The 13,642-nt window shown below is 60.0% G+C and carries 13 protein-coding genes and 1 pseudogene; 8 read left to right on the top strand and 6 right to left on the bottom strand.

The window, feature by feature from the left end; all coding sequences use genetic code 11:
• Positions 1-40: 40 nt before the first annotated feature.
• The 4 genes from recO to nagZ are packed head-to-tail and all read left to right on the top strand — an operon-like array spanning position 41 to position 3,169.
• Positions 41-790: a DNA repair protein RecO gene (recO, locus tag HHJ18_RS06315; protein WP_296912828.1), complete on the top strand. Its 750-nt coding sequence runs from the start codon at positions 41-43 to the stop codon at positions 788-790.
• A 14-nt stretch (positions 791-804) separates the two neighbouring features.
• On the top strand, positions 805-1,674 hold the full coding sequence (locus HHJ18_RS06310; RefSeq protein ID WP_296912826.1) for a pyridoxine 5'-phosphate synthase: 870 nt from the start codon (positions 805-807) through the stop codon (positions 1,672-1,674).
• Positions 1,674-2,093 carry a holo-ACP synthase gene (gene acpS, locus HHJ18_RS06305; protein ID WP_296912824.1) on the top strand — a complete coding sequence of 140 codons (420 nt, stop codon included), beginning with the start codon at positions 1,674-1,676 and terminating at the stop codon, positions 2,091-2,093. Before HHJ18_RS06310 ends, acpS begins: the two co-directional genes overlap by 1 nt.
• On the top strand, positions 2,090-3,169 hold the full coding sequence (gene nagZ, locus HHJ18_RS06300; protein WP_296912822.1) for a beta-N-acetylhexosaminidase: 1,080 nt from the start codon (positions 2,090-2,092) through the stop codon (positions 3,167-3,169). Before acpS ends, nagZ begins: the two co-directional genes overlap by 4 nt.
• A 142-nt stretch (positions 3,170-3,311) precedes the next feature.
• Here nagZ and HHJ18_RS06295 read toward each other — a convergent pair.
• The 3 genes and pseudogenes from HHJ18_RS06295 to HHJ18_RS06285 all read right to left on the bottom strand — a co-directional run.
• Positions 3,312-3,506 (bottom strand): annotated as a pseudogene (locus HHJ18_RS06295) (IS4 family transposase); the annotation flags it as partial.
• Between the two features lie 33 nt (positions 3,507-3,539).
• Positions 3,540-4,526 carry a CapA family protein gene (locus tag HHJ18_RS06290; RefSeq protein WP_296912820.1) on the bottom strand — a complete coding sequence of 329 codons (987 nt, stop codon included), beginning with the start codon at positions 4,524-4,526 and terminating at the stop codon, positions 3,540-3,542.
• On the bottom strand, positions 4,523-4,936 hold the full coding sequence (locus HHJ18_RS06285) for a hypothetical protein (protein ID WP_296912818.1): 414 nt from the start codon (positions 4,934-4,936) through the stop codon (positions 4,523-4,525). The genes HHJ18_RS06290 and HHJ18_RS06285 overlap by 4 nt, the downstream gene beginning before the upstream one ends.
• 313 nt (positions 4,937-5,249) lie before the next feature.
• On the opposite strand from HHJ18_RS06285, the gene HHJ18_RS06280 reads away from it, so the two are divergent.
• The 3 genes from HHJ18_RS06280 (at position 5,250) to HHJ18_RS06270 (ending at position 8,370) form a co-directional block, all read left to right on the top strand.
• Positions 5,250-6,392, top strand: coding sequence for a sensor histidine kinase (locus HHJ18_RS06280; RefSeq protein ID WP_296912817.1), 1,143 nt, complete (start codon positions 5,250-5,252; stop codon positions 6,390-6,392).
• A 125-nt stretch (positions 6,393-6,517) separates the two neighbouring features.
• On the top strand, positions 6,518-7,444 hold the full coding sequence (locus HHJ18_RS06275) for a DUF3616 domain-containing protein (protein ID WP_296912815.1): 927 nt from the start codon (positions 6,518-6,520) through the stop codon (positions 7,442-7,444).
• 203 nt (positions 7,445-7,647) lie between these two features.
• Positions 7,648-8,370 (top strand): carbonic anhydrase, encoded by a 723-nt coding sequence (locus HHJ18_RS06270; protein WP_296912813.1) that lies wholly within the window; start codon positions 7,648-7,650, stop codon positions 8,368-8,370.
• Between the two features lie 158 nt (positions 8,371-8,528).
• On the opposite strand, the gene HHJ18_RS06265 is transcribed toward HHJ18_RS06270, so the two are convergent.
• The 3 genes from HHJ18_RS06265 to HHJ18_RS06255 form a co-directional block, all read right to left on the bottom strand.
• On the bottom strand, positions 8,529-9,881 hold the full coding sequence (locus HHJ18_RS06265) for a c-type cytochrome (protein ID WP_296912801.1): 1,353 nt from the start codon (positions 9,879-9,881) through the stop codon (positions 8,529-8,531).
• Positions 9,882-10,196: 315 nt separating this feature from the next.
• Positions 10,197-11,813 (bottom strand): peptide chain release factor 3, encoded by a 1,617-nt coding sequence (locus HHJ18_RS06260; protein WP_296912799.1) that lies wholly within the window; start codon positions 11,811-11,813, stop codon positions 10,197-10,199.
• A 145-nt stretch (positions 11,814-11,958) separates the two neighbouring features.
• Positions 11,959-12,195, bottom strand: a complete 237-nt coding sequence (locus HHJ18_RS06255) for a DUF1653 domain-containing protein (protein ID WP_296912796.1) — start codon at positions 12,193-12,195, stop codon at positions 11,959-11,961.
• Between the two features lie 68 nt (positions 12,196-12,263).
• On the opposite strand from HHJ18_RS06255, the gene HHJ18_RS06250 reads away from it, so the two are divergent.
• Positions 12,264-13,517, top strand: a complete 1,254-nt coding sequence (locus HHJ18_RS06250) for an RsmB/NOP family class I SAM-dependent RNA methyltransferase (protein ID WP_296912793.1) — start codon at positions 12,264-12,266, stop codon at positions 13,515-13,517.
• The last annotated feature ends 125 nt before the right edge of the window (positions 13,518-13,642 follow it).

Genomic DNA, 13,642 nt, shown 5'->3' with positions numbered 1-13,642 from the left:
GTGGCGATGAGCTGCCGACTTTCTGTCTGACGCCTTCACTGTGGCGACCAAGCCTATTTCCGATGAGCCGGCTTATGTGCTGCACCGCTACGACTGGAGCGAGTCCAGTCTGATTCTGGAGGTGTTCACCCGGCAGTACGGGCGCCTGGCGCTGGTGGCGCGCGGGGCCAAGAAACCGAGTTCCAGCTTCCGGCCGATTTTGCTGCCGCTGCAGCCCTTGCACCTGGCTTTTGGCGGTGATGCTGAAATCCGCACCTTAAAAAGTGCCGAGTGGCAAGGCGGCCATGTCATGCCCACCGGGGATGCGCTGCTTTCGGGCTATTACCTCAACGAACTGCTGATGCGCCTGCTGGCCCGCGATGACCCGCACCCGGCCTTGTTTGACGCCTACACGGCCACGGTTCAGCTGCTTGCCAGCCAGAGCGTGGACACGCTGCAGCTGGCCTTGCGCGCCTTTGAGTTGCGTTTGCTGCGCGACATTGGCCTGCTTCCCCTGCTGGACCTTGAAACGGCGACGCTGGCCCCTCTGCACGCCCACACCCGCTACGTGCTGGTGGCGGAAGCCGGCCTGCGCCAAGCCCACGCCGACGACCGCAGTGGCCTGCCCGGCGAACAATGGCAAGCCCTGCAGCAGGCGCTGGGGCATGAGGCGGTGTTTTCGGACACGCTGCAGGCCTGTATCCCCGGCCTCAATGAACTTAAAATTCAGCTGCGCGCCTTGCTGCACTACCATTGCGGCGTCAAGGTGCTGAAAACCCGGCAAATGATGATGGACCTGCAAGCCCTTTAACAGTCGACACCGCCATGCCCCTTCTTTCCCGCTCCAAACCCCAGCTCACCCCGCCCGCCCCGCCAAGCGCTGCACGCGGCACGCCCAAAACGACTTTGTCGGTCAACATCAACAAGGTCGCCTTGCTGCGCAACACACGGCACGTCGACCTGCCGAGCGTGTCGCGCGCCGCCGAGTTGTGTCTGCAGGCCGGCGCCCAGGGCATCACGGTGCATCCGCGGCCCGACGAGCGGCATATTCGCCCCGAGGACGTGTATGAAATTTCGGCGCTGATGAAGGAGTGGCCGCACTGCGAATTCAATATTGAAGGCAATCCCTTGCAAAACCTGATGCACTTTGTGCGTGACCTGTCTGCCAGAGGCCTGCCGCTTCACCAGTGCACCTTTGTGCCCGACAGCGCCGAGCAGTTCACCAGCGACCATGGCTGGACGTTTCCCGACGACGCCGAACGTCTGCAGCCGCTGATCGAGCAGGCGCACGCGCGCGGCGTGCGAGTCAGTCTGTTTATGGACCCGGTGCCCGAAGCCATGGCAGCCGCCAAAGCCATAGGCGCCGACCGCGTGGAGTTTTACACCGAGAGCTACGCCCGGGCCGCGACTCCTGCCCAGAAAAACAAGGCTTTAAGCCGGTTTGTCGAGGCAGCACGGGCGGCGGCAGCTATCAATTTAGGAGTAAATGCGGGCCACGACCTGAACCGTGAAAACCTCACCGAATTTCTGCGTGCGGTGCCGGGCGTGCTTGAAGTGTCAATTGGCCACGCCCTGATTGCCGACGCGTTGGAGCTGGGCTATGCGGCGACGGTGAAAGACTACCTGCGCTGCATCGACGAGGCGCTCGTCCCGGCTTCCCCCACTCCCGCGGCTGTGCAGGGCTCTGCTGCCTGATGATTTTTGGCATAGGCACCGACATTTGCGATGTACGGCGCATTCGCGCCACCTTCGAACGCCACGGCGAGCGTTTTGCGCAAAGAATCCTCAGCGATGCTGAACTGAACACCTGGAAAGCCCGCAGCGCGCGTTGGCCAGACCGCGGCGTCAGCTTCCTGGCCACGCGCTTTTCCGCCAAAGAAGCCTTCAGCAAGGCCATAGGCACCGGCATGCACCTGCCCATGCGCTGGCGCCACTGCGAGATTTCCAACGCCGTCAGCGGCAAACCGCAAATCGTGCTGCACGGCGCGTTGAAGAACTGGTTTGAGGCGCGCCAGCTTACCGCCCATGTCAGCGTGAGCGATGAAACCGATTACGCCGCCAGCTTTGTGGTGGTCGAACATTCTCCCAACTCAGGTAATTCTGGTAAGCCATGACCTCCCCCTTGTCCCAACATGCTCAGCACGCCCCTCTCATCATCGACGTCGCCGGCCTGTCGCTCAGCAAGGCCGAACGCACCCGCCTCAAGCACCCGCTGACCGGCGGCATCATTTTGTTCGGCCGCAACTGGCAAGACCGCCAGCAGCTCGGCACGCTCTGCGCCGAAATCAAAAGCGTGCGCAAAGATCTGCTGATTTGCGTCGACCATGAAGGCGGGCGCGTGCAGCGCTTTCGCAGCGATGGCTTTACCCAGCTGCCGCCCATGCGCGCGCTGGGCCAAAACTGGATCAAGGACCAGCTCGCCGCCACCAACGCCGCCACCGCGTGCGGCTACGTGCTCGGCGCCGAGTTGCGAGCCTGCGGCGTGGACCTCAGCTTCACGCCGGTGCTGGACCTGGACTATGGCGAAAGCAGCGTCATTGGTGACCGCGCCTTTGGACGCGACCCGCGCGTTGTCACGCTGCTGGCCAAAAGCCTGATGCACGGCCTGCTGCAAAGCGGTATGGCCAATTGCGGCAAGCATTTCCCCGGTCACGGTTTTGTCAAAGCCGACTCCCACACCGACATTCCGGTGGACAAGCGCAGTCTCAAAGCGATCTTGCTAGATGATGCAGCGCCCTACCAATGGCTCAACACCACACTCACCAGCGTGATGCCGGCGCATGTGATTTACCCCAAGGTGGATGCCCGGCCCGCCGGTTTTTCCAGCCAATGGCTGAATTTCATTTTGCGCAGCCAGCTCGGTTTTGGCGGTGCGATTTTCAGCGACGACCTGAGCATGGCTGGCGCCCGCCTGATTGACGGCAAGCAGGTCAGCTACAGCCAGGCCGCCGTCGTCGCGCTCAACGCCGGCTGCGACATGGTGCTGCTGTGCAACCAGTCGGTGGGAGAAGGCAAGCCGATCGATGAGTTGCTCGATGGCATGGCCGAAGCCCTGCTCAAAGGTCAGTGGGAGGCGTTGGAAGCCAGCGAGTTGCGCCGGTTGGCGCTGCTGCCGCAGGGGAGGGCGCCCGGCTGGGACGAGCTGATGGTGCAGCCGGCCTACATGCACGCGATGGGGCTAGTTTCTTGAGCGCTGCCTGAAGCTGCACACTTTGCATGCTGTCAATTAAATAGCTGTCAACGCCCGAATCGATTGGACCACCGGTTGCTTTGATGTGGAAAATGTTGTTTGGAGGCGAGCATTGCTTTCAACGCGGTGGTAACCCATTTCGTCATACACAAGTCCCCTGAGCCTGCAGTTCCCGTGAGAACTTGTTGCCAGCGGCAAAATCAAGGATGCGCTGCATACCCAGCCAGATGGTTTTGACGCCCGGCTCGCCATTGCCCGTTCGCGCAAGAAAGCCGCCCAGCCTGGCAACCAGGTGCACCACCTCGTTGAGCGTGGGCGGCCTGTCAGGTAATTTTTTGTTGTTTAAATTGATGAAGAACCTAGAAAAATATTAGTCCGAATTCCAGCACTGCCTCACGCCACTTTGCCCCCTGTTCCAGCATGGGCTGGCAATATTGCGGCCGAGTTGCGGGATGCCATCAACGTTGATCTGCGCAACCCGGGTATCAAAACTGCGCACGCCTTGTTTGTCCAGTTGCAGGCGCAATACCCAGCCGATGCGCTGATTCGCGTTGTCGGTTTCCTTCATCACGAAATTTCCCACGCTGTAGATGATTGGTTTACCTTGGTAGTGTTCAATCTCCTGCGTGACATGCGGGTGTCCGCCAATCACTGCATCGGCGCCTGCGTCAATCATGGTCCGGGCTAGCTGGCGCTGGCGGGCGTTCGATGTCGGTTCGTTCTCCCACCCCCAGTGCATGACGGGGATGACCAGATCAGCTTTATAAACTGCGCGCGCTTTTTTGATGTCGGCCACAACCTGCTCATCTTCACTCCAGGCGATGCCGGGCGCGTTGTAATCTGCTTCGAAACTTCGGGGCATGAATTCGCTGTAGCCCAGCAATGCAATACGCATTCCTTTTCGTTCGATGATGAGCGGCGTGTGGGCTCCTGACAGATCATGACCGCCGCCAAATTGGCCAATATCCGATTGTTTCAACAGACCTAACATTTCTGCAAAGGCTTGGCGGCCGAAATCCCCGGAATGGTTGTTGGCCAGCGCCATCGCGTCAAAGTGGCGCTTCAAAATGGGCAGTGTGCGGGGATGCGCACGGAAGGTAAAGTTCTTGTCGCCCGCTGAGCCGGTGGTGGCGACGACGCATTCCAGATTGCCAATACGGATGTCCGCGCCCTGGAAAAAAGAAGCAAAGTCGGCAAAGGGATCCTCCCCACGGCGAATCATTTCGCCCGCAGCATCGTCAAGCACGATATCTCCAGCGAAGACCAGGCTGACAGGGGTCGATACCTCAGCGGAAAAACCCAGCGGGCACCAAACCAGACAAAGCGCGCACAGCAGATGATGTAAACCCGATTTCATGGCTGAATTCCTTCCAGCGTGCAGCTGTAAATCAATTCGCGCTCAACCGGTCCCGCATAAAGACGCTGCTCGCCGGTCAGCAGATAGGGCGTAGCAGTGGCTTTAAAGGGCGGCAGGAAGCTGACCTCCTGAATCAGCAGCGGCTGGCGGTGGGTATTGAGGTAGGCATACAGCTTGATGTAATCCACGTGTGCATCGTTCCCCACCATGACCGCCTTAAAACGAAAGCGCCCGCCGATATCGGCTGATGCAACAGGATAAGGGTCGGCCACGGGGCCGGTTTCAATAGCGTGAGTGCTGCCGGCATACGTCACACCGCAACGCAAGAGCGGCGCTGCGAATACGGCGTGATTGGGCAAAAGGCCCGCGACCACGAGCGCTGCTAAATAGTTCAGGCGCAGGCAATTCATGGCGCATATTCTGCATTAACCCGCGGCGGCAAGGCATCGTCGCTCACCAGCACACCACATCCCCACCTTTTTAACTCTTGCGCTTATCGACCAGCCATCGGCGATCCGCGGAAATTGCAGCTACCCCACTTGCGCAAGCTGGATACGGGAAGATTTCTTCGTCCAAAGCAGGGCTTAAAGTCACTCCCGGCGAGCGGTCAATTTGACTGTCATCGTCGCCCGGTCTTTTGCATGTGCACCATCGCACCGACAGATTGGTTCAAAATGAACGACTCTTGACCTGGTTTCAGGGTTCACCGTAACCGGAGTTGCTATGAAACTTTCGCACTTTATCCAAGCCCATATCAAGGAAATTCTTGAGGAATGGGACCAGTTTGCCCTGACGCTATTTCCGCAGAGCGCCCATGTCTCGGCGCGCGAGCTGCGCGATCATGCGTACGAGATTCTGATGGAACTTAGCAAGGATATGGAGACAGCGCAAAGCGCTCAACAGCAGGCGGACAAGTCCAAAGGAGAGGAGGTAAAAAGCAGCGACGCGCTGAGTGCCGCGTCTGCGCATGGAACCGACCGCCATTACAGTGGCTTCACACTGACGGAACTGGCTGCGGAATTTCGTGCGCTGAGAGCCATGGTGTTGCGTTTGTGGCTGCCAAAAATTCCGGCATTGACAGAACAGATTGCCCGCGACATGGTGCGCTTCAATGAGGCGATCGACCAGGCGCTGGCCGAATCTGTGGCTACGTATTCCAAGCAAAACACCCGGGCGCGCGATACCTTTCTGGCCATTCTTGGCCACGACCTCAGAAGCCCGTTGATGGGTATCCGGCTTTCTGCAAAAGTCCTGCAGAAAACGGGGGTGACCGCAGACGCTGTGGAGCAAGCCGGCACGCGAATTCTGACCAGCGCGGCGCTGATGTCATCGATGGTCAATGACCTTCTGGAATACGGCAGGGGCCAGTTGGGCGGTGTCATTCGGGTCAATCGGCAGCCGGTTGACCTGCTGGATGTCGGCCAGGCGGCCATCGAAGAAGCCAAAACGGCTCATCCTGAAATCCAGTTTGCGCTGGAAAGTTCGGGCGAGCTGCATGGAAAGTTTGACGGCGCCCGACTGCAGCAGGTGTTTTCAAACCTGCTCAACAACGCGGCGCAATATGGTTACCAAAGTCATGTGGTCCGCCTGGTGCTTCAAGGCCATGCGGACCACGTCAGCGTCCAGGTCTGCAACGCCGGTCCGGTTATTCCACCGGAGTCGCTTCAGGCAATTTTCGATCCTCTGGTACAGCTTTCCATCGGGGACAAACCAACAGGCCATTTTTCCAACAGTGCAGGGCTGGGTTTGTTCATCGCGCGTGAACTTACGTTTGGACATGAGGGAACGATCAAGGCCGAATCCAGTGCGGAGTTAGGCACCGTATTTACCGTCCAGCTTCCCCGCAGCGTTGCGGGCGCAGCATGATCTCATTCCCATTGAAAAACGGCGCTGGCGCATGCCGGTTTCATGAAGTCACGGACGCACGGTAACTGCAGTTTCTTAACAGGTCGCTGGACAGGGTAAGCGAACCGCAAGCCACCATCATCGCCATGAAGAAGCTCAACACCATTCCCGCCTTTCTACCCCTCACCGGCCTTTATGAGCCGTCCGCCATCCAGCAGCTTGCGGACGGGCGTTTCCTGGTGGTCGAAGATGAAAAGCAGCATTCCTTCAGCCTGGTCTCCATTAGCGCGAGTGGGGATGTCAAAAGTACGCCGCTCAACCCGGGATGGTTTCAGTCCGGCAATCCCGTCTGGAAGCTCGACGACCTGGAAGGGCTTGCGCTTGACGGCTTGGGCTATCTGTACGCGGTCACTTCGCATTCGCGCGACGACGACGGGAACGAGAAGAAGTCGCGTGAAAAGCTGGTGCGCTTTCGCATCGAGGGCGAGCGCGTGGTTGCGCCCGTCGTGGTGGGCGGGCTCAAGCCCGCGCTGGTTGCGGCGCATCCGCTACTTGCCGCGGCTGCGTTGATTGCCGATGTCAAGTCTGCCGGCGGCCTCAACATCGAGGCGCTGGAGATCAGCCCGGAAGGGGAGCGATTGCTGATCGGCTTTCGCAGTCCCCTGCAGGGCAGCCTCGCCCTCATCGCCAGCGTGGAAAATCTGTCGGCAGTGTTTGAAGCCGAAGCGACGCCACAGGTGTCAAACACGCTGCAGACGCTGTACCTGGATGGGCACGGGATTCGCGGCATGGCCTACGTGGCTTCGCTTGATGGCTACCTCATCGTCAGCGGCCCCGCATCGCGCGGAAATGTTGCGTTCGGGCTTTGGTTTTGGAGCGGTCAGCCCGATGCGCTGGCGCGGCGCGTCACGGTTGCCGGTTTGGCTGGATTTGAGCGCGCAGAAGGAGTGTGCCCGGCGGTTATTGATGGCGTGCCTCGCATCGTCATCGTCAGCGACGACGGCAGCCGAAAAGAAGGGCGTTTCGCCCGGTTGGTTCTGTTGGAGCCGGGGCAGCTGCAGATTGCGCCTTGACCTCCGGGCATGCGGTTTGGCGTGGACAGACCGGAATCTGCTATAAAAATAATAGCTGCTTGCGCCCGCAGTTATTGGGCTGCAGCACTAATACACCCGATATGGCTACGGTTACACCTTTAATTTTGTTGAAAGCAAGGGTAAAAAGAGGCTTTTTGACTTAAAGGCTAAAGTAAATTCCAAACTAACTTGGAGTATTTAGCATGTATCCCATTGAAGCTTCACGCAGATCATTCTTCCGTCTTGGCTACGGCGCCTTGGGTCTGGCGGGGAGCCTGAGCCTGCTTCCTGCAAACGCGGCGGAGGGGAAAAAGACCGAGCTCACGCCAGTGCAGGCGCTTGAGAAACTCAAGAAAGGTCATGCGGACTTTCTGGCCGACAAGCCGTCCCTCAAATCCACCCGCGACCATAACCGCCGCCTGGAAATTGCGCGCGGCCAGGTGCCTTTTGCGGTGCTGGTGGGCTGCTCTGACAGCCGCGTGTCGCCAGAATTGCTTTTCGACACCGGGCTTGGCGAATTGTTCATCGTGCGTAATGCCGGCAACACCATAGATACGGTGGCTATGGGCAGCATCCAATATGCGGTGCAGGTACTGGGCGTGCCGCTGATTCTGGTGTTGGGTCACGAGCGCTGCGGCGCCGTGGAAGCGGCGGTCTCGGTGGTGGAAAAAAATACGGTCTTTCCAGGAAGCATCGGCCAGATGGTCGAGCCCATCATCCCGGCCGTATTGAAAGCCCGGGCGCAGGGCGGACTCAAAGGCGATGCACTGTTGGACGCGGCCGTGCACGAGAACGTTCGCCGTACCGTGCTGCGGCTGCGCTCGACCGAGCCTTCGATGATTGAACCCATTGCGGCCGGCAAGCTACGCGTGGTTGGCGCCCGCTACGATCTGGACGACGGCAAGGTCAGTTTCTTCATGGAATAGGGCATCGCGCGGCCCCTGGCCACGCAGTGACGACATATCGAGCTTGTAATGTTGGAGCTGTGTGGCGGCTCTCGATTACTCCCCGCTAATCAGATGTTGCTTTCGGGCTTGGTTTTGGAGCGAAACTACGCCTGTGCTGACGCTAACCGATAGCCAATTTACAAGGATTTCAGGTACTGGACCAGATCAGCAGCCTGAGCAGGCGTCAGACCCAGCGCCCGCTTCGTGTTGTAGGTTTGCACCACCGCCTCCAGTGTCGGCGCCGTTCCGTTGTGGAAATAAGGCGCGTGCTGCCACAGCCCTGCCAGCGGCGCGGTCCGGTACTGCTTGGTTGCACTGCGTGAGGCGTAGCTGGGCGCGCCGTTCGGCTCCGGCTCGCTGACGGCGTCTGTGGGCGGATGCAGCCGCGTATTTGCATCCGTGAACTTGTCGCCGGTGTGGCAGGTCGCACAGGTGCCGGCAGTGTTGAAGACCAGCTTGCCGCGCGCAGCCGCAGAGGCATCGAAGCTGCCAGCTGGTGGAGGTGGTGCTGCAATCGAAAGCTGATAGGCCTGCAAGGCTGGCAACTTCGCGGTGATCAGGTCATCGGTTCCGTTGGTGACGTTGACACCCTTGACACCGATGCGCGGATCGGAAAACGATCCGTGGCCGCCCATTTGGGTCACGCCCACGTAGCGGTTCCAGTAGGCCAGGTTGTCGCCGTCGCCAGTCGAGATGATCTTGTTGATGCCCTGCAGCCCATAGGCCGGCGGGATGACCTGTGGGCCATTTATGCCGTCCTGATTGAAGCGGGGGTCGTACTTGCCAGCGCCCCAGGAGTTGTAGACCGCCTTTTGCGCGGCGCTCAGCGCTGGCGACAGACCGATGATGGCGCCAGGGTTCAGATCGCGGTTGGGCCAGCCGTCGAGCCGCTTGCCGATGCCGGCGCTAAACGAGTTATCGACGGTCGAATGGCACAGGGCGCAGGTCACGCCGACCCGCGTCAGCGTGTCTTTGCCGTTGACCGTCTCGACCGTGCCTTTGATGCCGACCACGGCATTAAGTTTGATCAGGGCGACGGTTGTGGCGGGGTCGGTCAGGCTGATCGATTTATTTTGGATTCCCTGCACCACGGCCGGCGGCAACACCTCGGCATCGACCTTCAGGCCAACCGAAAGAGCGGTTGTCGGATCGACCTTGGCGCTGATGGTTTCATGCAGGCGCAGCTTATCGGTCCACTGGGTCTCGTCGCCAAAGGTATCGAAGCGGAAAATATCTTTACCTTGCGCAACGAGGGCGGCTTGTTCGGCTGCCGAGTTGTCGGAAGAACCGGAAGAACCACCATTACCGCATGCCGCCAGCAGCGCACCGGCGGCTGCGATTGCGGTGGTGAATAGCGCGCCTCGCGCGCCGGCTGGTAATCGATGCGGCGGCGCCCAATCTGTGGGCATAAAAGGACGCGGCATTCCAGACATCCCCTCTTGCATGTCTTGCAAGGCGATAGCCGTTGGCAACAAGCTGGTGGTACGCATGGATGCTCCTTTTTTGATAGGTCTAATTAGCATAGGAACCAGGCAACACGCGAACAGCAGACTGGGCCGTCAGTTGCGGTAGTCCTTTTCCTACCCGTGCTGCCTGCCGCGCGCGGCCTTGTTCCGCGCCAGACGCAGCCTGCACAACCGCAATAGCTTTGCCCGTGCCCTTGGCGGGCGACCGGACCGCAGCACCCCACCAAGGGCTGCACGAAGTACAGCCGACGGATCGTTTACGAACGAAAATATGCTATAAAAATGATAGCTTCTTGCGCCCGTGGATATTGGGCTACAGGCCTAAAAAGCCTTGAAAGGCTACATTTTTGACTGAAATACCAGCCCAGCGTGCTCGCGCAGCGCATGGAACCTGATCTTGGGCCATTGCTGCTCGACGGCGCGCAGGGTGGCGCTGTGGTCGACCAGCAGCGTCGGTGCATCGACGGCATCTAGGGCCACGCGGTGGGCGTTGGCGTCCATGAATTTTTTTAGCTCGTTGGGGTCGTCGCAGGTGACCCAGCGCGCCAGGTTGAAGTTGCTGCCCAAGATGCGGGCCTTGACGCCGTATTCATGCTCGAGCCGGTGCGCCACTACCTCAAACTGCAGCTGGCCGACGGCGCCCAGCAGCAGCAACGAACCGGCAATCGGGCGGAACACCTGGATCGCGCCTTCTTCGCCGAGCTGCGTCAACCCGGCGCGCAATTGTTTGCTGCGCAGCGGATCGGCCACTTCGACGGCGCGGAACATTTCCGGCGCAAAAAAGGGCAGGCCGGTGAACTGCAGCGCTTCGCCTTCGGTCAGCGTGTCACCAAGCTGCAGAACGCCGTGATTCGGAATACCTATGATGTCGCCGGCAAAGGCGGTGTCGAGCAACTCGCGGCGCTGGCTCATGAAGCTGACCACGGTGTTGGGCCGGAGCTCTTTGCCGCTGCGCACCACCTTAAGCCGCATGCCGCGCGTGAACTCGCCACTGGCGACGCGCAAAAATGCAATGCGGTCGCGGTGCGCCGGGTCCATATTGGCCTGGATCTTGAACACCACGCCCGAGAATTTCCTTTCTTCAGGGTGCACCACGCGCTGAATGGCTTCACGTTCTGCCGGCGGTGGGGCCAGATCGACTAGCGCGTCCAGCACTTCCTGCACGCCGAAGTTGTTGATGGCCGAGCCGAAGAACATCGGCGTTTGCTTGCCGCCGAGGAAGGCGGCGCGGTCAAACTCGGGCGAGGCGCCGTTAAGCAGTTCGAGTTCGCCCTGCGCCTGGGTGAATTCGGCGCCAAAGCGTTTGCCGGCCTCAAGGTTGTCCAGGCCGGCCAGAATTTCATCGTCGCCGCCGGCCTTGTCTTCGCCGGGGCTGAAGACGCGCATGCGCTTTTCGCGCCTGTCATAAACGCCGTGAAACAGCTTGCCCATGCCGACCGGCCAGGTGAAGGGCACAACGGTCATGCCGAGCTCTTGCTCGATAGCGTCCATCAGGCTCATCGGATCCTGCACCTCGCGGTCCATCTTGTTGACAAAGGTCAGGATGGGCGTGCCTCTGGCGCGGCAGACCTGCAGCAGCCGGCGCGTCTGCGGCTCGACGCCGTTGGCCGCGTCAATCACCATCAGCGCGGCGTCCACCGCCGTCAGCACGCGGTAGGTGTCTTCCGAGAAATCCTGGTGGCCGGGGGTGTCGAGCAGGTTGATCACGCAGTCGCGGTATTCCATCTGCATGACCGAGCTGGCCACTGAAATACCGCGCTGCTTTTCAATCTCCATCCAGTCAGACGTGGCGTGGCGCGCCGCCTTGCGCGCCTTCACGCTGCCGGCAATCTGAATCGCGCCCGAGAACAGCAGCAGCTTTTCAGTCAGCGTGGTCTTGCCGGCGTCGGGGTGGGAAATGATGGCAAACGTGCGGCGGCGCTTGACCTGCTTGGCGATTTCGGTGTTTTCAGACATAACCCATGATTATCGGTGAGGTTGCATGGCCCCCACGGTCGCTCACTTCGTGTAGCTTCCTGCCCCCCGAGGGGGTCGCTGCGCCTGCGGCCCGACAAAGCCGGTTCCGCGGCCCTGGCTGGCAGGGGAAGCCTCTTTGATGCGCTTAATCGGGTTGCAAGGCGAAGCGCGGCTGGGCTACACCGTCGACCAGCACGTCTGCATTGAACATGGCGGTGGGCCGCACCCACAGACCCTGGTCGCCATACAACGCGCGGTATAGCGTCATGGCTTCAAGGCTTTCGCTGTGGCGCACCGTGCCCACCACGGCATACAGCCTGCCTTTGTAATGGCGGTACAGACCGGGCGGGGTGTCGATCAGCGGGGGCAGGGCATGTGACATGGTCAATCAATGCTGAATCAATGCTGAAGAAGAAGAGGGAGTAGGGCAGCAGTGGGACAATAGGTGCTATGCATCCTAACGCCTTACTCGACTGTTGTACCGAGCTACTCAAGCAGGTTCTTAAATTTGATTTTCCCGCCGACATGGTGGTGTCGCGCTATTTCCGCGAGCTCCGTCTAGGCCCGCGCGAGCGCGCCACCGTGGCCGAGACGATTTACGGCGTGCTGCGCAAAAAATCGCTGTACACCTACCTGGCCCAGCATGGCAGCGGCCCGCCAGAGCGGCGTCTGGCGATTCTGGGTTTTGCCGCAGAGCGCGATTTTCTGCTGGGCGCGCTGACCGATCAGGAGCAAGACTGGCTGTCGCGTTGCGATCAGGTCAAGCCGGCCGATCTGATGGAGCTGCATCGCCACAACCTGCCGCAGTGGCTGGTGGAGCCACTCAAGGCGCAGCTGGGCGCTGACTTCTGGCCGTTGGTTGAAAGCCTCAATGCCCCGGCCGGGCTCGATTTGCGCGTCAATACCTTGAAGGACAAAAGGGCAGATGTGCAGAAGGAGCTTTCCAAGTTTGCTATTAAAACGGTAGCAACGCCATACTCGCCGTGGGGCTTGCGGATGGTCGGCAAGCCGCAGCTGGGCAAGCTCGATGCGTTCACGCGCGGCGCCATCGAGGTGCAAGACGAGGGCTCGCAGTTGCTGACGCTGCTGGTCGATGCCAAGCGCGGCGAGATGGTGGTTGACTTTTGCGCGGGCGCCGGTGGCAAGACGCTGGGCCTGGGCGCCTCCATGCGCAATACCGGGCGGTTGTATGCGTTTGACACCTCGGGGCATCGGCTTGATGCACTCAAGCCGCGGCTGGCGCGCAGCGGCTTGTCCAATGTCCATCCGGTCGCCATTGCGCATGAACGCGATGAGCGCATCAAGCGGCTGGCTGGCAAGATAGACCGCGTGCTGGTGGATGCACCCTGCTCGGGTCTGGGCACGCTCAGGCGCAACCCCGACCTGAAATGGCGACAGAGCCCGAAGGCGATCGAAGAACTGACGGCCAAGCAGACGGCCATTTTGCAGAGCGCTGCGCGTCTTCTGAAGCCAGGCGGACGGCTGGTGTACGCCACTTGCAGCATCTTGCGCGATGAAAACGAGGCGATTGCCGAAGCCTTCAGCGCCGCTAATAAAGAATTCAAGCTACTTGAAACAGGGCCCTTATTGACCCATTTAGGAGTGGAGCATGCCGAAACGCTGTGCAGCGGCCCTTACCTCAGGCTTTGGCCCTATCTGCACCAGACGGATGGATTTTTTGCTGCCGTTTGGCAAAAAGAATGAATTTTTGGCGACAGATGACGGCATCCAGGCGAAAGTTGTTTTTGTTTTTGTTTTTTGCCTGGTCTGGCTTTTGCCGGGCGCTCGGACATGTTGCCGCAAGGGGTTTTTTCGTTAGTGCCCTAGCC

This window comes from Polaromonas sp., from assembly GCF_012927455.1.
Lineage (GTDB): Bacteria > Pseudomonadota > Gammaproteobacteria > Burkholderiales > Burkholderiaceae_C > Polaromonas.
This window is presented reverse-complemented; position numbering and strand designations above follow the sequence as displayed.